The organism is Mesorhizobium sp. M2A.F.Ca.ET.046.03.2.1 (assembly GCF_003952425.1).
In the GTDB taxonomy this organism is placed as follows: Bacteria; Pseudomonadota; Alphaproteobacteria; order Rhizobiales; family Rhizobiaceae; genus Mesorhizobium.
The window spans coordinates 2,654,817-2,674,555 of sequence record NZ_CP034449.1; the positions used below are offsets into that span (position 1 = coordinate 2,654,817).

17 protein-coding genes are annotated in these 19,739 nt (G+C 64.2%); 10 read left to right on the forward strand and 7 right to left on the reverse strand.

Features of this window, described 5'->3' with window-relative positions:
* Nucleotides 1-113 precede the first annotated feature (113 nt).
* The 4 genes from EJ072_RS12530 to gcvA all read right to left on the reverse strand — a co-directional run bounded on the left by EJ072_RS12530 (nucleotide 114) and on the right by gcvA (nucleotide 5,791).
* Entirely contained in the window at nucleotides 114-1,418 is a 1,305-nt protein-coding gene (locus EJ072_RS12530) for an ABC transporter substrate-binding protein (protein WP_126079979.1), read from the reverse strand.
* 155 nt (nucleotides 1,419-1,573) lie between these two features.
* Nucleotides 1,574-3,013, reverse strand: coding sequence for a hypothetical protein (locus EJ072_RS12535; protein WP_126079980.1), 1,440 nt, complete (start codon nucleotides 3,011-3,013; stop codon nucleotides 1,574-1,576).
* Between the two features lie 196 nt (nucleotides 3,014-3,209).
* The gene (pncB, locus tag EJ072_RS12540) at nucleotides 3,210-4,514 is read right to left on the reverse strand and encodes a nicotinate phosphoribosyltransferase (protein WP_126079981.1); all 1,305 of its coding nucleotides are present in this window, start codon (nucleotides 4,512-4,514) and stop codon (nucleotides 3,210-3,212) included.
* Between the two features lie 293 nt (nucleotides 4,515-4,807).
* Nucleotides 4,808-5,791 carry a transcriptional regulator GcvA gene (gene gcvA / locus EJ072_RS12545; protein ID WP_126079982.1) on the reverse strand — a complete coding sequence of 328 codons (984 nt, stop codon included), beginning with the start codon at nucleotides 5,789-5,791 and terminating at the stop codon, nucleotides 4,808-4,810.
* A 215-nt stretch (nucleotides 5,792-6,006) separates the two neighbouring features.
* On the opposite strand from gcvA, the gene speB reads away from it, so the two are divergent.
* The 4 genes from speB to EJ072_RS12565 all read left to right on the forward strand — a co-directional run bounded on the left by speB (nucleotide 6,007) and on the right by EJ072_RS12565 (nucleotide 9,385).
* Nucleotides 6,007-7,062 carry an agmatinase gene (gene speB, locus EJ072_RS12550; protein ID WP_126079983.1) on the forward strand — a complete coding sequence of 352 codons (1,056 nt, stop codon included), beginning with the start codon at nucleotides 6,007-6,009 and terminating at the stop codon, nucleotides 7,060-7,062.
* Nucleotides 7,063-7,197: 135 nt separating this feature from the next.
* Nucleotides 7,198-7,998, forward strand: a complete 801-nt coding sequence (locus EJ072_RS12555; protein ID WP_126079984.1) for a transporter substrate-binding domain-containing protein — start codon at nucleotides 7,198-7,200, stop codon at nucleotides 7,996-7,998.
* Between the two features lie 74 nt (nucleotides 7,999-8,072).
* The gene (locus EJ072_RS12560; protein WP_126079985.1) at nucleotides 8,073-8,741 is read left to right on the forward strand and encodes an amino acid ABC transporter permease; all 669 of its coding nucleotides are present in this window, start codon (nucleotides 8,073-8,075) and stop codon (nucleotides 8,739-8,741) included.
* Nucleotides 8,738-9,385, forward strand: a complete 648-nt coding sequence (locus EJ072_RS12565) for an amino acid ABC transporter permease (RefSeq protein WP_126079986.1) — start codon at nucleotides 8,738-8,740, stop codon at nucleotides 9,383-9,385. Before EJ072_RS12560 ends, EJ072_RS12565 begins: the two co-directional genes overlap by 4 nt.
* Nucleotides 9,386-9,426: 41 nt before the next feature.
* Here the strand turns inward: EJ072_RS12565 and EJ072_RS12570 are convergent, their stop codons facing one another.
* Nucleotides 9,427-10,830, reverse strand: a complete 1,404-nt coding sequence (locus EJ072_RS12570; protein ID WP_126079987.1) for an MATE family efflux transporter — start codon at nucleotides 10,828-10,830, stop codon at nucleotides 9,427-9,429.
* Between the two features lie 245 nt (nucleotides 10,831-11,075).
* Here EJ072_RS12570 and EJ072_RS12575 point away from each other — a divergent pair, with 245 nt between their 5' ends.
* From EJ072_RS12575 to ugpC, 6 genes are all read left to right on the forward strand, one after another.
* Nucleotides 11,076-11,993, forward strand: coding sequence for an AraC family transcriptional regulator (locus tag EJ072_RS12575; RefSeq protein ID WP_126079988.1), 918 nt, complete (start codon nucleotides 11,076-11,078; stop codon nucleotides 11,991-11,993).
* Nucleotides 11,994-12,231: 238 nt separating this feature from the next.
* The gene (locus tag EJ072_RS12580) at nucleotides 12,232-13,506 is read left to right on the forward strand and encodes an extracellular solute-binding protein (RefSeq protein WP_126079989.1); all 1,275 of its coding nucleotides are present in this window, start codon (nucleotides 12,232-12,234) and stop codon (nucleotides 13,504-13,506) included.
* A 105-nt stretch (nucleotides 13,507-13,611) separates the two neighbouring features.
* Nucleotides 13,612-14,478, forward strand: coding sequence for a sugar ABC transporter permease (locus EJ072_RS12585; RefSeq protein ID WP_042637447.1), 867 nt, complete (start codon nucleotides 13,612-13,614; stop codon nucleotides 14,476-14,478).
* Nucleotides 14,479-14,489: 11 nt separating this feature from the next.
* Nucleotides 14,490-15,302, forward strand: coding sequence for a carbohydrate ABC transporter permease (locus tag EJ072_RS12590; RefSeq protein ID WP_126079990.1), 813 nt, complete (start codon nucleotides 14,490-14,492; stop codon nucleotides 15,300-15,302).
* Nucleotides 15,303-15,316: 14 nt separating this feature from the next.
* On the forward strand, nucleotides 15,317-16,363 hold the full coding sequence (locus EJ072_RS12595) for an NAD(P)-dependent alcohol dehydrogenase (protein ID WP_126079991.1): 1,047 nt from the start codon (nucleotides 15,317-15,319) through the stop codon (nucleotides 16,361-16,363).
* A 3-nt stretch (nucleotides 16,364-16,366) separates the two neighbouring features.
* Complete coding sequence (gene ugpC / locus EJ072_RS12600) at nucleotides 16,367-17,461, forward strand: sn-glycerol-3-phosphate ABC transporter ATP-binding protein UgpC (RefSeq protein ID WP_126079992.1); 1,095 nt, start codon at nucleotides 16,367-16,369, stop codon at nucleotides 17,459-17,461.
* Here the strand turns inward: ugpC and EJ072_RS12605 are convergent.
* Both EJ072_RS12605 and EJ072_RS12610 read right to left on the reverse strand, forming a co-directional pair.
* On the reverse strand, nucleotides 17,454-19,040 hold the full coding sequence (locus EJ072_RS12605; RefSeq protein WP_126079993.1) for an FGGY-family carbohydrate kinase: 1,587 nt from the start codon (nucleotides 19,038-19,040) through the stop codon (nucleotides 17,454-17,456). The two genes, ugpC and EJ072_RS12605, sit on opposite strands and share 8 nt — an antisense overlap.
* Nucleotides 19,037-19,720, reverse strand: coding sequence for an HAD-IA family hydrolase (locus tag EJ072_RS12610; protein ID WP_126079994.1), 684 nt, complete (start codon nucleotides 19,718-19,720; stop codon nucleotides 19,037-19,039). The genes EJ072_RS12605 and EJ072_RS12610 overlap by 4 nt, the downstream gene beginning before the upstream one ends.
* Nucleotides 19,721-19,739: the final 19 nt, after the last annotated feature.

Here is a 19,739-nt window from a genome sequence, read left to right on the forward strand (position 1 = left end):
CCGGCCTGAGCGATTGGCGAAAGCGGAAATAACAGCTGATCTCCCCCCTTGAGGGGAAGATGTCCGGCAGGACAGAGAGGGGGGCCTGGGCGCTCACGCTGGTTGGAATGAACCTACAGCGCCTGCGTCGTGTAATCCCCTTCCGGCTCGTAGAGGCCGTCCTCGATCTTGGTCTTGTGCACGACCTTGAGCTTGCCGCCTTCGACCTTGGAGATGTTCTGGATGCCGAAACACTGGTGGATCTTGCCGTTGAAGGTCTTCGGGCCCTGCGGATGTTCCGGTCCCTCGGCGAATTCCTTCAGCGCCTCGGTCGCCTCGACCAGCTTGGCGCGGTCCTCCGGTCCCTTGTAGCCGGCATCTTCCATCGCCTTCTTGACCACGTAGAGCGTTTCCCAGCAGCCGAACATGTGCGAGGCGGTGGAGATGTCCTTGGGATCGCCGACCGCGGCGCCATTGTCGTCGATGCCGACGGCGGCGCGATAGGCTTTCTGCGCGGCGGAATCATCGGGCTGCGCGTAGCGCGGCGAGCCTTCCCAGAAATGGCTGCCGTCGAGGAATTCGAGGCCGGGGCTGTTGATGTCGACGGCCTCGAGCGAATCCATGAAGCCGAAAAGCTGCGGCCTTTGCGAACCGTAGAACTCGCCGAGCTCCTTGACGAAGGTGAGCACCGCAGGGCCGACCATGACGTGGTAGATCACCTCGGTCTCGGCCGGGATCTGCGGGAAGTATTTGGTGAAGGACGATTCCGTCGGCGGGATGGCGATCTGGGCGATGACGTCGGCGCCTTGCGCCTTCAGCGCCGGCGGCAGGTAGTCGCGATGGTCGTAGCCGAAGGCAAAGTCGGGGAAGATCTGCGTCACCTTCTTGCCGGCGTTCGCCGCGATCCACGGCGCCATGGACTGGATCTGGCTCTTCACGTCGGTGATGCCGGGCTGGAAGACGTAGCGGTTGAGTTTGGTCGAGGCGACGTGATGGCCTTCGCTGACCACGAAATAGGGGATCTTGTTCTCGCCGGCGGCGGGCGCCGAGCCGATCACCACATGCGAGAACAAGGTGCCGAAGACGATATCGGTCTTGTGCTGCTTGGCGAATTTGTTGACCACCTCGGCGCCGCGCGCCGGATCGGTGCCGTCGTCCTCGATCACCAGCTCGACCTTGCGGCCGCTGATGCCGCCGGCGTCGTTGATCGCCTTGACGGCGGCAGCACTTGTCTTCTCGTACCAGCGGCCATAGGCGGCCCCGATGCCGGTGCGATGCGACTGGAAGCCGATCTTGATCGGCGCCGAGCTCTGCGCCTGGCTGTAGCGGACGAAGCCGGGCGCCAGCGCAAGGCCCGCGCCGGCGGCGATGCCCTTCAGCGCGGTGCGGCGCGACAGCGTCGTCTTGGAGAGATCGAAAAATCCGTTCTTGTCAGCCATGTCGGTTCCCCTGTTTTTTCAGTCTTGACCAGCGATAAGGCGGCTAATCCATCCCGTTCCGAAGGATGGAAAAATTGCATGTGTACAAACTAAATCACCAAAGCTTTGGCCTGGCAAGCGAGCTTTACCCGACGGCATCGTTGGCACGCTTTGTGTCATCCGGCGGTCGGCGTGGCAAGCAACCAAAGGCCGAAGATCGTGTAGGCGATCATCAGCAAGGTGAGTGGCAATTGACTGAGCGCTGCGCGCGACGGCTGCCGATGGAGACGCCAGGCAAGGCCATGCGCGACGAGCACGGCCAGCACATGGCCGCCGATGATGACACCGGCCTGCAGATTCCAGAGCCACCGGGCCGACTCGGCGCCGGCGACAATGCCCGCCTCGACCATCCTGTCGGCGGTGCCGAAGAGATTCCAGCCGAGCGCGAAAGGATCGGAGAGCGCGACCAGCGCGTACTGGCCGTCGACCAGCAGCACCGCGAGGTAGTGCGCGATGTGATAGGCAAGCGCGATCGGCACGATCGACCAGACCAGCAGGCCGGCCGCCTCGCCGAAAGAATGTTTGTCGCCGGGGAGGAGCTGGCCGAGAAAGACGGCCAGGGCGAACACCGCCGCCAGCAAGACGAAGGTGAGCACCACGCCAAAACTGCCGATGCCGATCAGCGCGGTGCGGCCGGGATATTCCAGCGGATTGACACCGAACAGGCCGAGCCAGAAGAAGGTTTTCGACAGGCCGTCGAAGGACACCGACGACAGCGCCAGCAGGAGGAAAGCCGTGCCGCTTGGCGGCAGTGGCTCCGCGGCGAGCAATTTGGCGCCCGGCCAGCAGAGTTTCAGCCGGCCTTCGTCACGCTCGAATGGCGCGAAGCGGGCGACCATCGAGAAGAAGACGCTCAGGAATTCGCCGCGCTTGCTCCAGGAGCCGTAGCCGAAGATGAGCATGGCGATGAAGCTCGCCAGCCAGTAGAGGCCGGCAGCAAAGGCGAGGCGGGCCGGATCGTCGGGGGCGGGATCGATCAGCTCGAACCAGGCGAAGGCTAAGAACAGCACGAAGGCCGGCCAGTAGCCGAGCCAGTTGGGCAGGCGCGATCGGTTTGCATCGTCCGCAGGAAGGCCGAAGACGCGAGAGGCGACACGCCACGGCCCGTACCATGGGTTGAGCCATACCCAGAGATCGCCGAGCAAGCCCTGCAGCAGCGTGAAGCCTGCCCAGAGCAGCGTCCAGATCAGCAGCGGCAGCGGGTTGGAGAGCGGATCGCGGCTGCCGAGAAAGCCGGCGGCGACGAGAAGTATGAAGCCGGCAAAGGAAATCAAGCTGAAGAGGGTGCGCGGAGCATCGCCGAAGGTGAGCATGGGCAAGCGCCGGCGCCAGAAGCGGTCGAGGGCGGCGGGCGGCAGCAGCGCCAGGACGAGGAAGCTGACGGCCACGGCCAGCGCGCCGCCGGCGATGTAGTAGCCGGTCGGGAGAAGCAGGACGTGACCGCGATCGGAGGCGTGGGCGAATGCGGGGGTGGGGAGAGCAGCGAGGAAAGCGAGAGAGAAGGCTAACCTGCGGCGACGGCGTTCTACGGCCCCCCTCTCTGTCCTGCCGGACATCTCCCCCTCAAGGGGGGAGATTAGCAGTTTCAGCGCCGGTTCTTCCTTCGCAACGTCGAAGGTTGGCGAAAGCGGAGACACAAGCTTAATCTCCCCCCTTGAGGGGGAGATGTCCGGCAGGACAGAGAGGGGGGCGAAGGAACTCGACCTATCCAGCCTCGCAGGACCGCTCGACGATGCCACAGGGAGCCGCCCTCTACACCTTCACCAACTGCTCCACCCTGCCCTTCTCGCCAAAGATGCGCAGATACCGCTTGATTTCCTTCTCATCCCCTGTCGCCTTGGCGGGATTGTCCGACAGCTTCACCGCCGGCCGTCCATTGGCTTCCGTCACCTTGCAGACCAGCGAGATCGCGTCGAGGCTGTCAGTCTCCGTCGGGGCGCAGCCTTCGAAATCATTGGTGAGGTTGGTGCCCCAGCCGAAGGACATGCGCACCTTGCCGCGGAAGTGCCTGTAGGTCTCCTCAATGGTCTCGACCTCAAGGCCGTCGGAGAAGATCAGCAGCTTCTGCTTGGGGTCCTTGCCCCTCTTGCGCCACCAGTCGATGATCTTCTCGCCGCCCTCGATCGGCGGCGCGCTGTCAGGGCGGAAGCCGGTCCAGTCGGCGACCCAGTCCGGCGCCTCGCGCAGGAAGGAGTCCGTGCCGAAGGCGTCGGGCAGCACGATCAGGAGATTGCCGCCATAATAGCGCTGCCAGTCCTGCAGCACCTTGTAGGGCGACTGCCGCAACTCCTCCTCGGAGTTGGCAAGAGCCCCAAACACCATCGGCAGTTCATGGGCGTTGGTACCCAAAGCCTCGAGGTCGTTGTCCATGGCCAGAAGCACGTTGGAGGTGCCGGTGAAGGCATCACCGATGCCTTCCTTCAACGCCTCGACGCACCAACGCTGCCAAAGGAAAGAGTGACGGCGTCTTGTGCCGAAGTCGGAAATGCGGATGCCAGGCAGCGCCTTCAGCCGCTCGGTCTTGGCCCACATCTTGGCCTTGGCGCGAGCATAGAGCACATCGAGCGCGAAGGGGCCGAAGGAACGCATCGCCGCGCGGGAACGCAGCTCGTTGATGATGGCCAAAGCCGGGATTTCCCAGAGCGTGGTGTACATCCAGGGGCCGGGGAAGGAGAGCACGTACTGGCCGTCGCGCCGGGACAGCTCGTAGGCGGGCAAGCGGAAATCCTCTAGCCATGCGAGGAATTCCGGCTCGAAGATCTGTTTGCGGCCGTAAAAAGTGTTGCCGCCCAGCCAGATCATCTCCTTTTTCGAAAAGCGAAGCGTGCGGGCATGGTCGAGCTGCTCGCGCAATTCTCCTTCGTCGATCTCGTCGGCCAAGCGCACCGAGGTCGTGCGGTTGATCAAGGTGAAGGTGGCGTCGACCTTGGGATACATGCCCCAGATCATCTGCAGCATCAGAAGCTTGTAGAAATCGGTGTCCAGCAGGCTGCGGACGATCGGGTCCAGCTTCCAGGTGTGGTTGTAGACGCGCCGCGCTATGTCAGTCTTTGCCATGCTTCCTCACCCATGAAGCACGACGCACTCAAACGCGGGCGCCAAGCTTCAAGTCCTTGTTCGAGCAACTCCGCTTGGAAGACCGTCGCGCGGTTTTCCTGGAATGCCTCAGCCAACTGCCTCTTAGCATTGTATTTTCGAACGCGCTCCCCGCTTTGCAAGCTGGCCCGACAAAAAGCGGCTATGCAAGTCCAGCCGTCAGGACAGGGCCCTGGCGCATTTCCACCGTTTCACGGAAACGGCGAAATGCTCCAGTTTTTTTGTTTTGACGCAATTCCAGACGGAAAACCGCTTCACACTTTTCCTGGAATTGCTTTGGCGCCGATAACCTTCAGCGCGGGACGTTTCCTGCGGCTCGGCAGGCGGCCGGCCACGGGGGCATCGGCGCGGGCCTCGTCCTGCTCCTTCTCCGCGAACAGCCAGTCGATGAACAGCTGGACGATCGGCGCCGATCGCATCTCGTTGCGGCAGACGACGTAGAAATCGTCGACCGCCGGCACCGAGAGCGTGAAGGGCGCGACGAGCATGCCCCTGGCAAGCAAGGCGCGCGCAGTCACCGAGTCGCCGAGCGCGACACCGTGGCCATGCACGGCGGCCTCCGTCGCCATGCGCGCATCGCCCAGACGGTGGCGGCGGCCGCGCTCGAGATCGAGCGCATCGGCGGCGGCCAGCCAGGTGTGCCATTCACGGCCATCGTCGCCATGCAGGAAGACGTGATCGGCGAGGTCGCGGACGCTGCGGATCGGCCGGTTGTTGATCAGCGTCGGGCTGACCACGGGAAACAATTCCAGCCCGGACCATTTGCGTATCCAGCAGTCGCTCCAGCCACCGTCGCCATAATGCACGCAGACGTCGATATCCCCGGCGCGGATGTCCTTGGGATCGTTGGACGGGATCAGCGTCAGCTGGATGTCGGGATATTGCGCCGTGAAGGAGCCGAGCCGTGGCGTCATCCAAAGCAGCAGAAGCGCCGGCACACAGGACACCGACAGCGTGCCGGCACTCGCCGGCCGCGTCATGCGCTGCGTGGCGGCGGCGATGCCTTCAAAGGCAGTCGAAACCGCCGGCAGGAATTCGGCGCCATGCGGCGTCAGCTTCACCCGCCGGCCGGTGCGCTCGAAGAGTTTCACGCCGAGCGATTGCTCGAGCGCCTTGATCTGGTGGCTGACGGCGCCATGCGTGACATTGAGCTCACCCGCCGCCTTGGTCAGCGAGGCGTGCCGCGCCGTGGCCTCGAAGGCGCGCAGCGGGTTCAGCGGCGGCAGGCGCTTGGCCATGGAAGGGCTCCTACTTTGTGAGATTTTCTCACAATCAAGACCCTAACAATATCAATTGATTTTTCAATGCCGCTGCCCGACACTTTTGCCCGAAACAGCTTCAAGAGACGTGGAATCCGCAAGGACAGCGAGCAACGATCCAGCCGGCAAGGGGCTGGATCCGTGGCTGGCCTGGCAAATCGTCCGTGCGGGCGGCAAGCACAGGAGGACCGGACATGGGTTACGATCGCGGCAAGCTCGAAGCGTTGCGCCGCAAATATGGCGAGAGCCATGGCGGCGAGATGTTCGACCCGAAATTCCGCAAGGTCGCCGACAAGATCTTCAACAAGTCGGGCACGCGGCTTGCCCCCTATTCCGGCATCCCGACCTTCCTCGCCGCGCCCTATCGCGAGATCGCCGCCGAGAACCCGGATTTCGGCGACCTGCAGGTGGCGATGATCGGCGTGCCGATGGATCTCGGCGTCACCAACCGGCCCGGCTCGCGCTTCGGGCCGCGCGCGCTGCGCGCCATCGAACGCATCGGGCCCTACAATCATGTGCTGGAATGCGCGCCGACGCATGAGCTTCGCGTCGCCGACATCGGCGACACGCCGTTCCGCAGCCGCTACCGGCTGGAGATCAGCCACGAGGACATCGAAAAGCGCACCAACCAGATCGTCGATGCCGGCGTGCTGCCACTCTCGGTCGGCGGCGACCATTCGATCAGCCATCCGATCCTGAAGGCGGTCGGCAAGAAGTCGCCCGTCGGCATGATCCATATCGACGCCCATTGCGACACCAGCGGGCTGTTCGACATGACCAAGTTCCACCATGGCGGCCCTTTCCGCAACGCGGTGCTGGACGGCGTGCTCGATCCCTCGCGCACCATCCAGATCGGCATACGCGGCTCGGCCGAATATCTGTGGGAGTTCACCTACGAGTCCGGCATGACGGTCGTGCATGCCGAGGAGGTGACCGGGCTCGGTATCCCGGCCATCATCGAGAAGGCGCGCAAGATTGTCGGCGACGGGCCGACCTACATCTCCTTCGACGTCGACAGCATCGACCCCGCCTTCGCGCCCGGCACAGGCACGCCGGAGGTCGGCGGGCTGACGACGCGCGAGGTGCTGGAGCTGCTGCGCGGCCTGAAGGGCCTCAACATCGTCGGCGGCGACGTCGTCGAGGTGGCGCCGCAATACGACGCGACCACCAACACCGCCCATGTCGGCGCGCAGGTCCTGTTCGAGATTCTGAGCCTCATGGTGTTCAGCCCGGCGATCAGGAAGGGCTGAGACTTCTTAGTTTCACGCAATTCCGGACAGAAAACCGCGTCACACTTTTCCTGGAATTGCTTTAGCCAATACGGCCGCCGCGCTGGAGCCGGCGGCCGGACGCAACAAACAAGCTTCCAGCAGGGGAACCAAAAAATGACTCTTCGCAATGCATTGAAATCCATAGTCGCGGCGGCGATGATGCTCGGCGCTGCCGGCCTCGCCACCCAGGCCAAGGCCGACGCCGTCGACGACATCACCAAGGCCGGCGCCATCAATGTCGGCATCTTCTCCGACTTCCCGCCCTTTTCCTCGGCCAGCGCCGACATGAGCATCAAGGGCTATGACATCGACGTCGCGCAGGCGATCGCCGATGCCTTGAAGGTGAAGCTCAACCTGGTCAGCGTCACCGGCCAGAACCGCATCCCTTATCTCACCGACAAGCGCGTCGATATATTGATGAGCGTCGGCTACTCCAAGGAGCGCGAGCAGGTGATCGACTTCGCCGCCGCCTACGCGCCCTATTACATCGCCGTCATCGGGCCGAAAGCGCTCGCGGTCAAAGGCAAGGAAGACCTTGCCGACAAGTCGATCGCGGTTAATCGCGGCACGCTGGAGGATACGTCGCTGACCGAGGCGGCGCCCTCGTCCGCCGATATCCGCCGCTTCGACAACTACAATTCCGTCATCCAGGCCTTCATCTCCGGCCAGACGCAGCTGATGGTGGTCGGCAACGATGTCGGCGCTCAGGTGCTGGCCAAGCAGGATGCGCTGCAGCCGGAGCAGAAATTCCAGCTCTTGACCTCGCCCTCGCATATCGGCCTCAACAAGAATGAGGACCGGCTGAAGAACGCGGTGAACGACGCGGTCGCCAAGATGCTCGCCGACGGCAAGCTGGACGAAAGCTCCAAGGCCTGGCTGAAGACGCCGCTCAATCCCGCCAACCTCAAGGATTGATGCCGATCGGTTCGGCTCCGTAACAGGAGCCGAGCCTCCTCTTGGGTCGGGCGCCTCCAACAAGGTCAATCGCCATGGGCTACAGCCTCGACTTCGGCTGGCTTGCGGGTGCGGCGGGCGTGATCGCGCGCGGCGCGGCGATGACGCTGCTTCTGATCGCCGTCACGACGTTCGCCGGAACTTTCCTCAGCATCCTCGGCGCGGCAGGAAAGAGAAACGGCCCCAAGCCGCTTCAGCTCGCTATCGGCGTTTATGTCGAGGTGATGCGCAACACGCCGTTCCTGGTGCAGCTGTTCTTCATCTTCTTCGGCCTGCCCAGCCTCGGCATCAGACTCGACCCGATCCTGGCCGCGATGCTGGCGATGACGCTCAACATGGCGGCCTACACGATCGAGATCGTCGGCGCCGGTCTCGACGCCGTGCCGCGCGGGCAGACGGAAGCCGCGCTGGCGCTTGGGCTGAGGCCACGCCAGGTGTTCATCAAAATCGTGCTGCCGCAGGCGCTGAAGGTGATCTACCCGGCGCTGACCAGCCAGATCGTCATCATGATGCTGGAATCGGCCGTGGTGTCGCAGATCGCGGTGCGCGAGCTGACCTACGAGGCCGACATGCTGCAGGCCCGCACGTTTCGCGCCTTCGAGACCTATTTCGTGGTGACGATGGTCTATCTCGGCCTGTCGATGGGGCTGCGCCGGCTGCTCGTCAGTGGCGGCCGCCGCGTTCTCGGAGCCGGCGTGTCATGATCGAGTTCACTCTCTGGGACATCGTGCGCAACCTCTTGCTTGCCGCGCGCTGGACGGTGCTTTTGTCGCTCGCCGCCTTCATCGGCGGCGCGCTGGTCGGGTTGGTGGTGCTGTTCTTCCGAATCGCCCGGAACAAATGGATCAAGCGGTTCGCTTCGGGTTACATCGCGCTGTTCCAGGGCACGCCGCTGTTGATGCAGCTCTTCCTGATGTTCTTCGGCCTGCCGATGCTGGGGCTGCGCATCGAGCCGTGGACGGCGGCGGTGCTCGGCCTGACCTTCTTCGCCAGCGCCTATCTCGCCGAGATCTGGCGCAGCGGCGTCGACGCGCTGCCGAGGGGACAATGGGACGCCGGCGCCAGCCTCGGGCTGCATTACCTGCAGGAGCTCAGGCTAATCATACTGCCGCAGGCCTTCGCGATCACCCGCGCGCCGACCGTCGGCTTCCTGGTGCAATTGATCAAATCGACGGCGCTGACCTCGATCATCGGCTTCGAGGAACTGGTCAGAACCTCCAACGCCATCAACAATGCGACCTTCGAGCCGTTCAAGGTCTACGGGCTGGTGGCGTTGATCTTCTTCGTCTTGTGTTTTCCGCTGACGCAATACGCACGGAGGCTGGAGCAGCGCGCAGGGGCGCACTGAGCCGGCGAAAGGCTGCCGACCGGACCGGCAGCCTTTGTCGATCAATGCCCGAAGGCGAGCTGTGGCGCGATGCGGTCGCGCCGGAGCCAGCGCGCGAGCAGCAGCGCCGCCACCACGGCCAGCCCCGAGGCCAGGCCGATCCAGATGCCGACGCCGTTCAGGCCGAAATGGAATGCGAGCAGCACGCCGAGCGGCAGGCCGACGCCCCAATAGCCGATCGCGGCATAAATCATCGGCACCTTGGTGTCGTGCAGGCCGCGCAGCATGCCGGCGGCTACCGCCTGGGCGCCGTCGAAGATCTGGAACAGCGCGGCGAACACCAGGAACGACACGGCGAGCGTGATCACCCTGGCATTGGCCGGATCGGCAAGGTCGATGAAGGCGCTGATCAGCGCGTGCGGCCAGAGGATCATCACCAGCCCCATCAGCGCCATGAAGGAGACGCCGATGACGAAGGCAGTCCAGCCAGCGCGCGACACCCCTTCCGGATTGCCGGCGCCATGCGCCAGGCCGACCCGGACCGTGACCGCCTGGTTGAGGCCAAGCGGCACCATGAAAGAGATCGAGGCGATCTGGATGGCGATCGCGTGGGCGGCGAGCGAATCCGCATCGATCAGGCCCATCAGCAGCGCCGCCGCATTGAAGATCGTCACCTCGAAGGCGAGGATGCCGGCGATCGGCAGGCCGAGCCGCAGCAACCCGCGGAAACGCGGCCAGTCGGAGCGCCAGAAGCGGCCGAACAGACGATAGCGGCGGAATTTCTTCTCCTTGATCACCACCGCCGCCAGGCCGATGAACATCAGCGTGCTGGACAGAGTGGTGGCGAGACCAGAGCCGGCAATGCCCATCGACTTGACGCCGAGGTTGCCGAACATGAACACCCAGTTGAAGAAGGCGTTGCAGGCGACCGCGACGAAAACGATGATCAGCGCCCAGCTCGGCCGCTCCAGCGCCGAGATGAAGGAGCGCAACACGATATAGCCGTAGAAGGGCAGCACCGCCCATTGCAGCCAGTGCAGATAGATGCCGGCCTGATGCGCGAGCTCTGGCTTCTGGCCCATGGCCAGAAGCACCTCTTCGCCATGCGAGAGAAAAAACCAGATCGGGATCGAGATAAGGATCGCCAGCCACAGGCCCTGTCGCACCGTGCGGCGCAGGTCGCGCACCGAATGGCGATGGCGGCCGAGCTCGGTCGCCATCATCGGCGAGGTCGCCAGCATCAGGCCGAGGCCGAAGATCAGCGGCATGAAATAGAGGTTGGAGCCGAGCGCGCCGGCCGCGAGCGTATCCGGCCCCAGCCGGCCCATCATCATGACATCGGTCGCGGTCATGGCCGTCTGGCCGAGATTGGTCAGCACCATCGGCCAGGCAAGCGCCACCGTCGCCCTGATTTCCTGACGCCAAAGGTTTTCCGGCGCGAGGGCGCCGGTTTCGATCGCAGACATTGTTCCGCTCTTTCAGAACACGGCGCGTCGGCAAAAAGGGACCGGAAGCCGCACACAATGGCGCAAAATGGCGCCATTTGCGTCGCCTTGTGAACGAAACGCGACATGTTGGCAAGGGAGGAGGCCGCGTTAGCGATTGATCCAGGCGGAGCTGCGATTCCCCGCGCCTCCTTCATTTGCCGGCCGCAGGCTGCTACGGATGCCCCCGGGCATGCGCAGCCGGCGCGCCATGCCGGGAGGAATGGATGCCGTTCAGGCGCAGAAAGAACACGGCCGCGATTCCGCGCACGGCGCCCGCCTTCGAGCACATCGTCACGGAGGCGAGCGAGAGCTTCCTGTGGCGGCTGGACGATTATCCGTGGGAGCGCAATGTCTGGAATTTCCATCCGGAATACGAGATCCATCTTCTGCGCAAATCGTCCGGCGTGGTGCTGGTCGGCGACCATATCGGCGAGTTCGGGCCGGGCTACCTGACCATCGTCGGCGGCGGGCTGCCACATGACTGGGTGACGGCGGTGCAGCCGGGCGAGCTGATCGAGGGCCGCGATATCGTGCTGCAGTTCGACGCCGAGCGGCTGCGCGGTTCGTCCGGGCTGCTGCCGGAGTTGCGCGAGCTGGAGCCGTTCTTGGAGCGCTCGCTGCGCGGCATGGTCTTCCACGGCCAGACGGCGCTGGACGGCGCCGAGCTGATGGAAAGAATGGGCGAAGTGCACGGGCTGGCAAGGTTCCGCATGTTCCTCGAGCTGCTCGACCTTCTGGCCACCACCGACGAATACGCGCTGTTGTCGTCGCCCGACTTTTCGCCGCTTCTCGATGCGGAGTCGCTCGACATCATTCAGCGCTCGCTGATCTATCTGTTCCAGCATTTCGCCGAGGATCTGAAGCTGCCGGACGTGGCAGCCTTGGCTGGGATGAGCGAAAGCACCTTCTCGCGCTTCTTCCAGAAGAACACCGGCAACTCCTTCAGCGACCATGTCGCCAAGCTGAGGCTTTGGCAGGCCTGCAAGCTGCTCGCAGACACCGAGATCCCGATAACCGACATCTGCTTCCAGGTCGGCTACATGAACATCTCGAACTTCAACCGCGCCTTCCTGCGCAAGCACAAGATGACGCCGTCCTCCTACCGCAAGCTGTCGCGGCAGCGGCTGACGCTAAGAGCGTGACACAGCCGATATCCGGCCACTTCCGATTGCACTGATACTCGTGTGACGGACAGACTCTGCCGGCGACATTTTTTGCGGCGCACAATGCATAAAAGTACAGGTCTGCTGCAACGGGGCTTCTAGTCTCGCCTCTTCCAACTGCTCATTTTGGCGACGGGTGACAGGTCAGACGGGCGACGGTGAGGGTCGCTTGGCCAAGGATCTGCCGCTTCGCGACTGTTCCTGGAGGAGAAAATCAATGAAATCATATCGGCTCGCTGCCAGCCTCGGCGCAGCGTTCGTGCTTACCGCTTCCGTGTCAACCGCAGCACTTGCCCAGGCGCCCGTCTGCTCGGCGCCGGTCAAGGTGCTGGCGCAGCCGCGCGACGGGCTGACGCTTCTGGAGGACTCCAAGGATGAGTTCAAGAAGCTCTCCGGCGCTTCGTTCCAGATCGACTACCTCAACGAGAACGACCGCCGCGCCAAGTCGCGCGCCGATGCTTCCACCGTCGGCAATTACAACGTCTACTATGTCGACGAGGCCAATGTGGCGCTGTTCGCCTCCTCGGGCTGGATCGTGCCGCTGACCGATTATTACCCGGCTGACTACGACTATGCCGATTTCGATCCGGGCCGCCAGAAGGTCGCCACCTATGACGGCAAGGTCTGGTTCGCGCCGCTGACCGGCGGCGGCGACTTGATGGTTTACCGCAAGGATGTGCTGGAGGCCGCCGGCATCCAGCCGCCGAAGACGCTGGACGAGCTGATCGCCGACGTGCCGAAGCTGACCAATGCCGACAAGGGCATATACGGCATCGCGCTGCGCGGCGCGCGCGGCTCGGGCGCCAATGTCTGGCGCTGGATGCCGTTCTTCAAGGCCTATGGCGGCAAGTGGTTCGACGGCGACAAGCCGGCTTTCAATTCCGACGCCGCCGTGAAGGCGACAGAGACCTATCTCAAGCTCTTCAAGGACTCGGCCGCCGGCACGCAGACCGGCAGCTGGGATGAATCGACCGGCGCCTTCCTCTCCGGCCAGGTCGCGATCCTTGTCGAATCGACGCCGCTGTCGGGCATGGCCGTAGATCCGAAGACCTCGCAGGTGGTCGGCAAGGTTGGCTTCCTACCGCCGCCGTCGCCGCTGCCCGGCGGCGGCTATGGCCATGGGCTGGCCATAGGCACCAAGGCCAATGCGGATGACGCGGCGAAGAAATGCGCCGGCCTGTTCATCGCCTGGGCGACGTCGAAGGAGAACGAGAAGCGCCGGCTGGACGCGCATCAGTTCGGCGAGCTCAACCGCACCAGCGTGCTCTCCAGCAAGGAGTTCGCCGACATCTACGGCGCCGATCTCGGCCAGGCGCTGGCCGAAACCGGGAAGGTGACGGCGGTGAACTTCTGGCAGGATCCGCGCTGGCCCGATCTCGGCGACCGCTGGGGCATCATCCTGGAAGAACTGGTCACCGGCACGCGCACCGACATCAAGGGCGGCCTCAACGAGCTCGAGGCCTATGCCAACGACCTGGTGAAGAAGAAGTAATCCTCCCGCCCGCGGCGCGCGGTCCACGGCATTCGAAGGAATGCCGGGATCCGCGCCGCGGGTTCCCTTCGATCCAAGGCACCGCGACAAACCCGAGGAGAGGCAATGCGGCGACGCTCTTCCCTGCCGGTCACATTTCTGGTTCCCACCCTCGCCATCCTTCTGGTGCTGTCGATGGTGCCGACGCTCTACGCCATCGTGATCGCGCTGCAGAACCGCGAATTGAGCGCGCCGGGCTATTCCTGGGTGTGGTTCTCGAACTTCGCCGATCTCTTTAGCGATCGCCGTTTCCTCAACGCCGTCTGGGTCTCGGTGAAATGGGAGATCGTCACCGTCGTGGCGACGATGGTGGTGGCGATCGGGCTAGGCGTTTTGATGTTCGAGGTCGCCGGCCCGCGCCTGCGCAACTTCTACTGCCTGTTGTTCATCATCCCCGTGCTTTTGCCGCGCGTCTCGGCGGCCTTCGTCTGGAAGTTCGCCTATCACCCGCTCTACGGCATCGCCACCTATCCCTACCGGCTGATCACCGGCGGGTTGATCTTCGATCCGCTGTCCAAGCCCGGCTCAGCGCTGTTCGCCGTCGCTTCGGTGGATGTCTGGCAATGGGGACTGTTCTTCGCCGTCATCGTGCTCAAGCTGCTCGAAACCCTGCCGCCGCAGCCGATCGAGGCGGCCAGGCTCGACCACGCCAAGCGCTGGCAGATCCATGCCTACGTGACACTGCCGATGCTGAAGGCGCCGCTGATCAGCCTGATGTTCGTCAAGATGATCGAGTCGCTGCGCTCCTTCGACCTCATCTATGTGATGACGCGCGGCGGGCCCGGCGTCGCGACCGAAACGCTCGACATGTACGCCTTCTCGCAAGGCTTCATCGAATCCGGCAAGGTGTCCTATGCTTCGGCCATGGCGGTGCTGATGATGATCGCGACCGTCATCACCTTCACCATGCTGTGGAAGCGGGTGCAGGCATGAGGCCATATCGGATGAAACCGGGCCGCCTGATCGCCAAGGCCGTCCTGGCGCTGGCCGGGTTCCTGGCCGTGTTCCCGCTGGTGTGGACGGCGCTCAACGCGCTGAAGAACAATGTCGACATCATCACGCGCGTGCCGAAGGTGATCTTCACGCCGACGCTCGCCAATATCAGCTACATCCTCGGCCGCGATAGCGTGCTGACCGGGCTCTACAATTCTGCGGTCGCCTGCGGCGCGGCCGTGCTGATCGGCATCGTGCTGGGCCTGCCGGCGGCCTATGCCGTGGCGCGCTATCCCAACCGCTTCGCCGGCGACATCCAGTTCTTCGTGCTTTCGCTGCGCTTCCTGCCGCCGGTGGCGGTCGCCATCCCGCTGATGGTGATCTGGCTGCAGATCGGCCTCTACGACACGCTTCCCGCGTTGATCGTCACCTACTCGCTGCTGACCATCTCGGTGATCATGTGGCTTGCGATCCCGGCCTTCCAGGGCGTGCCGAAGGAGATCGAGGAGGCGGCCTTCGTCGACGGCTACGGCGCCTATTCGGTGTTCTGGCGGATCGCGCTTCCTGTCGCGGCGCGCTCGCTGGTCGGCGCCATCGCCTTCAGCTTCGTGCTGGTCTGGAACGAGTTCCTGATCGCGCTGATGCTGTCGAGTTCCAACGCCAAGACGCTGCCGATCGTGGCTTCCGAGCTGTCGCAGCAAGGCATGAACGTGCCTTGGGGCATCCTCAATGCCTCGGTGGTGCTTCTGTCGCTGCCGCCGCTGCTCTTCCTCGGTGTTCTGAGCGGCTTCCTGAATTCCGTTTTCCGGCAAAAGAAAAGTTGAAGCGAGGATACCCGATGCGGGCACTGGTGCTTGAGAAAAAAGGCGAACTGTCGCTGCGCGAGATCGCGCTGCCGCAAGACGTCGGACCGGACGATGTCCGGATCGCCATCCACACGGTCGGCGTCTGCGGCAGCGACGTGCATTACTACACGCATGGCGCCATCGGCAGCTATATCGTGCGCCAGCCGATGGTGCTCGGCCATGAGGCCTCGGGAACGATCGTTGAGGTCGGCGCCAACGTCACGAACCTGAAAGTCGGCGACCGCGTCTGCATGGAGCCGGGCGTGCCGAATCTTTCCTCGCGCGCGACGAAGCTCGGCATCTACAATGTCGACCCGGACGTCCGCTTCTGGGCGACGCCGCCGGTGCACGGCGTGCTGGCGCCATACGCCGTTCATCCGGCGGCCTTCACCTACAAGCTGCCGGACAATGTCTCCTTCGCCGAAGGCGCGATGGTCGAGCCTTTCGCCATCGGCATGCAGGCGGCGGCGCGCGCCCGCATCGTGCCGGGCGACGTCGCCGTCGTCGTCGGCTGCGGCCCGATCGGCATCATGATCGCGCTCGCCGCGCTGGCGGGCGGCTGTTCCAAGGTGCTGATCTCCGATTTTTCCGCACCCAAGCTTGAGATCGCCGGCCAGTATCCGGGCATCGTGCCGGTCAATGTCGGCGAGCAGTCGCTGGTCGACGCGGTGCGGAGCGCGACGGACAATTGGGGCGCCGATATCGTATTCGAGGCGAGCGGCAGCCCGAAGGCCTTCGCCAACCTGTTCGACATCGTGCGGCCGGGCGGCGCGGTGGTGCTGGTCGGGCTGCCGGTGGAGACGGTCGAGCTCAATGTGCCGGCGGCGATCTCCAAGGAAGTGCGCATCGAGACCGTGTTCCGCTATGCCAACATTTTCGACCGCGCCTTGCAGCTGATCGCCTCCGGCAAGGTCGACCTCAAGCCGCTGATTACCGGCACCTATGATTTCTCCGCGAGCATCAAGGCGTTCGAGCGCGCCGCGCAAGGCAGGCCTCAGGACGTCAAGCTGCAGATCCTGCTGACCGGCGAGAAGGGATAAGGGATGTCCGCCATCGTTTGCTCCCATGTCGACAAGGCCTATGGCGCCACGACCGTCATCCGCGATCTCAACCTCGCGATCGAGGAGCATGAGTTCGTCGTGTTCCTGGGGCCTTCCGGCTGCGGCAAGTCCACGCTTCTCAGGATGCTGGCGGGGCTGGAAGACATCAGCGGCGGCGAGGTGTCGATCGGCGGCAAGGTGGTCAACGATCTCGAGCCGGGCGACCGCGGCATCGCCATGGTCTTCCAGAATTATGCTCTCTATCCGCATATGACGATCTTCGACAACGTCGCCTTCGGGCTCAAGCGGCAGAAGGTGCCGGCGGCCGAGATCAAGAAGCGGGTCGAGGCGGTCTCGAAGACGCTTGGGCTGGAGCCCTATCTCGGTCGAAAGCCGACCGAGCTTTCCGGCGGCCAGCAGCAGCGCGTTGCGATCGCGCGCGCCATGATCAAGACGCCGAAAGTGTTCCTGTTCGACGAGCCGCTCTCCAATCTCGACGCCAAGCTGCGCAACCATATGCGGGTTGAGATCGCGAGATTGCACCAGTCGCTGAAGACCACCACCGTCTATGTCACGCACGACCAGCTCGAGGCGATGACCCTTGCCGACCGGATCGTGCTTCTGAAGGACGGCGTGATCGAGCAGATCGGCTCGCCGGCGGAGATCTATCGGCGGCCCGGCAACCAGTTCGTGGCCGGCTTCATCGGCACGCCGAATATGAATTTCATCGAGGCCACGGTCGGCCGCAAGGGCGATGGCTGGACGCTGACCGGCACGGGGACGGTGCTCTCGCTTGAAGGCAGCGCTTTCGACCTGCGGCACGGCGATCGGGTCGTGCTCGGCATCCGGCCTCCGGATCTCAAGACGGCAAACGGAGGCGCAGGCAACATCCTGCAAGGCACCGCCGACCTCATCGAATTCCATGGCAATGACGCGCTGGTGACGTTCGGCTCGGGCGACAAAGAGATCAGCGCGCTGGTGCCGGCCCGCGAATGCCCGAAGTTGCGCGCGCCGGTTCGCTACAGCTTCGAGGAAGAAGGCATCCATCTGTTCGACGCGGAGACCGGCAAGTCGCTGCGCAGGCAACAGGTCAGCTGATAGCGTCGAGCATCTGCCGCTGGCGGTGCATTTCGAGGAAGATGCGGTAGTCGCGATCGAAGCGGGCGCCGGCTTCCTTGTTGGGCGCGCGCGTCCTGCCGCCCTGCTGCATGGCGACGCAGGCGGCGTTGAGATCGGGATAGAGGCCGGCGGCGGTCGCCGCCACCATGCCGGTGCCGAGCAGCACCGCCTCGTCGGCCAGCGGCTCGACCACCGTGCAGCCGGTGGCGTCGGCATAGAGCTCCATCAACAGCGGGTTCTTGGTGTGGCCGCCGGTGACGTGCAGCGTGTCGATCAGATAGCCGTTCTCGTTCAGGGCCTCGAGCACATGGCGCACGCCGAGCGCGATGCCGACGGCGGTGCGCCAATAGAGCTTGCACAGGCTGTCGAAGGAAGAATCGAGCGTCAGGCCGCTGATGACGCCGACCGCATGCGGGTCGGCGAGCGGCGAACGGTTGCCGTGGAAGTCCGGCAGCACATGCAGCCTGGCCGCCAGCGCATCGCCCTCCTCGGCGCGCAATTCGGCGACGCGCCTGGCGATCTTCATATGCATGGCCGCGTCCGGCTCGCCGCCCGCGCCATGCCAGCGGATGATGTGGTCGAGCAGGGCGCCGGTGGCCGACTGGCCGCCTTCCGACAGCCACAGCGTCGGCAAGGCCGCGCCGAAATAGGGGCCCCAGACGCCAGCGAAGGGCTGCGGGTCATGCGACATCGCCATGACGCAGGACGATGTGCCGGCGATCAGCGCCAAGTGCCGGCTGATGTTCTTCTCGTCGCCGGCAAAGCCGCCCAGGACACCCAGCGCGCCCGCATAGGCATCGATGACCCCGGCGCCGACCCGGCATTTCTCAGTCAGGCCGAGCTCGGCGGCGGCCTTCGCCGTCAGCGGACCGATATCGGTGCCGACCGGGCTCGCCTTTTCGGGCAGATTGCCATGTTCGAACAGATCGCCGAGGCCGACGAGCTCGAAGAAATCGCGCCGCCAGCTTTCTTCCTCATGCGCGAGATAGGTCCATTTGGCCGTCAGCGTGCATTGCGAGCGGGCGAGCGAGCCTGATGCCTTCCAGGTCAGGAAATCGGCCAGGTCGAACAGATAGCCGGCTTCATTCCAAGTCTGCAGCAGATGGCGCTTCAGCCACATCAGCTTCGGCGTTGCCATCTCCGGCGACATCACCCCGCCGATATAATCGAGCACGGCATGGCCGCTTGCCGTGCATTCATCGGCCTCGGCGATGGCGCGGTGATCGAGCCAGACGACCGTGTCCCAGCGCCTCTCGCCGGTGACCGAGACGCTGATCTGGCCGCCTTGCCTGTCGCGCGCGACCAGCGAGCAGGTGGCGTCGAAGGAGATGCCGGCGATATCGCCGGCGGCAACGCCGGATTTCTCGAGGGCGGACCGCACCGATTTGCACACCGCCGACCAGATGTCCTCCGAATCATGCTCGGCATGATCGGGCTTGGGCTGGTGCATGGCGATTGGATGATCGGCGCGGGCAAGCAGGTTGCCGCGCGCGTCAAGAATACCCGCGCGAGCGCTCCCGGTGCCGACATCGACCGCGCAAACGAAACTCTTCGTCAAGATGCTTTTACTCTCGCTCCCAGGCCTGCAATCAGATCGGGCAATTGCAGCATGTCAGCGAATATAGAGTCCGGTTCCGTCGACGCAAGCCGCGCCTTGAGCGCCGGATTGGAGGCATGCGAGCCACCGGTGAAGGCAAGGACGCGCATGCCAGCCGCGCGCGCCGCGGCGACGCCGGCCGGGCTGTCCTCGACGACCAGGCAATTGCGTGGATGCGCCCGCATGGAGGCAGCGGCATGGAGGAAAAGGTCGGGCGCCGGCTTGCCGCGCTTGACCATGGTGGCGCTGAAGATATGCGGCTCCAGCAGCGGCAGCAGGCCGGTGACGTCGAGCGCGTAGCGGATGCGTTCCAGCGTGCCGGACGAGGCGACGCAGCAAGGCAGACCGAGCTTCGGCAGCACCTCCTTGATGCCGGGGATCGGCTTCAATTCCTCGCGGAACTTGCGCATCAGGTCGACGCGCATCGCGGTCAGATGCTGGTCGCTGATCTCCAGCCCGAACTCTTGGCCGAGGATCTCGCGCACGCTTTTCATGCTCTTGCCGAGGAAATGCTCGTAGGCAGCGTCCTCGCTGACCGTGCCGCCGGCGAGCTCGATCATGCCGAGCAGCGCCGAGACCGAAAGCGCCTCGCTATCGACCAGCACGCCGTCACAGTCGAAGATGACCAGCTCAGGCGTCATCGGGCAGGCTTCCGCTGGC

Bases quoted from the DNA above. Each gene is read 5' to 3' on its own strand.
- EJ072_RS12530 (WP_126079979.1), bottom strand. From the start codon at position 1,418: ATGGCTGACAAGAACGGATTTTTCGATCTCTCCAAGACGACGCTGTCG.
- EJ072_RS12580 (WP_126079989.1), top strand. From the start codon at position 12,232: ATGAAATCATATCGGCTCGCTGCCAGCCTCGGCGCAGCGTTCGTGCTT.
- pncB (WP_126079981.1), bottom strand. From the start codon at position 4,514: ATGGCAAAGACTGACATAGCGCGGCGCGTCTACAACCACACCTGGAAG.
- EJ072_RS12575 (WP_126079988.1), top strand. From the start codon at position 11,076: ATGCCGTTCAGGCGCAGAAAGAACACGGCCGCGATTCCGCGCACGGCG.
- EJ072_RS12555 (WP_126079984.1), top strand. From the start codon at position 7,198: ATGACTCTTCGCAATGCATTGAAATCCATAGTCGCGGCGGCGATGATG.
- EJ072_RS12560 (WP_126079985.1), top strand. From the start codon at position 8,073: ATGGGCTACAGCCTCGACTTCGGCTGGCTTGCGGGTGCGGCGGGCGTG.
- EJ072_RS12565 (WP_126079986.1), top strand. From the start codon at position 8,738: ATGATCGAGTTCACTCTCTGGGACATCGTGCGCAACCTCTTGCTTGCC.
- EJ072_RS12610 (WP_126079994.1), bottom strand. From the start codon at position 19,720: ATGACGCCTGAGCTGGTCATCTTCGACTGTGACGGCGTGCTGGTCGAT.
- ugpC (WP_126079992.1), top strand. From the start codon at position 16,367: ATGTCCGCCATCGTTTGCTCCCATGTCGACAAGGCCTATGGCGCCACG.
- EJ072_RS12535 (WP_126079980.1), bottom strand. From the start codon at position 3,013: ATGTCCGGCAGGACAGAGAGGGGGGCCGTAGAACGCCGTCGCCGCAGG.
- gcvA (WP_126079982.1), bottom strand. From the start codon at position 5,791: ATGGCCAAGCGCCTGCCGCCGCTGAACCCGCTGCGCGCCTTCGAGGCC.
- EJ072_RS12570 (WP_126079987.1), bottom strand. From the start codon at position 10,830: ATGTCTGCGATCGAAACCGGCGCCCTCGCGCCGGAAAACCTTTGGCGT.
- speB (WP_126079983.1), top strand. From the start codon at position 6,007: ATGGGTTACGATCGCGGCAAGCTCGAAGCGTTGCGCCGCAAATATGGC.
- EJ072_RS12585 (WP_042637447.1), top strand. From the start codon at position 13,612: ATGCGGCGACGCTCTTCCCTGCCGGTCACATTTCTGGTTCCCACCCTC.
- EJ072_RS12590 (WP_126079990.1), top strand. From the start codon at position 14,490: ATGAAACCGGGCCGCCTGATCGCCAAGGCCGTCCTGGCGCTGGCCGGG.
- EJ072_RS12595 (WP_126079991.1), top strand. From the start codon at position 15,317: ATGCGGGCACTGGTGCTTGAGAAAAAAGGCGAACTGTCGCTGCGCGAG.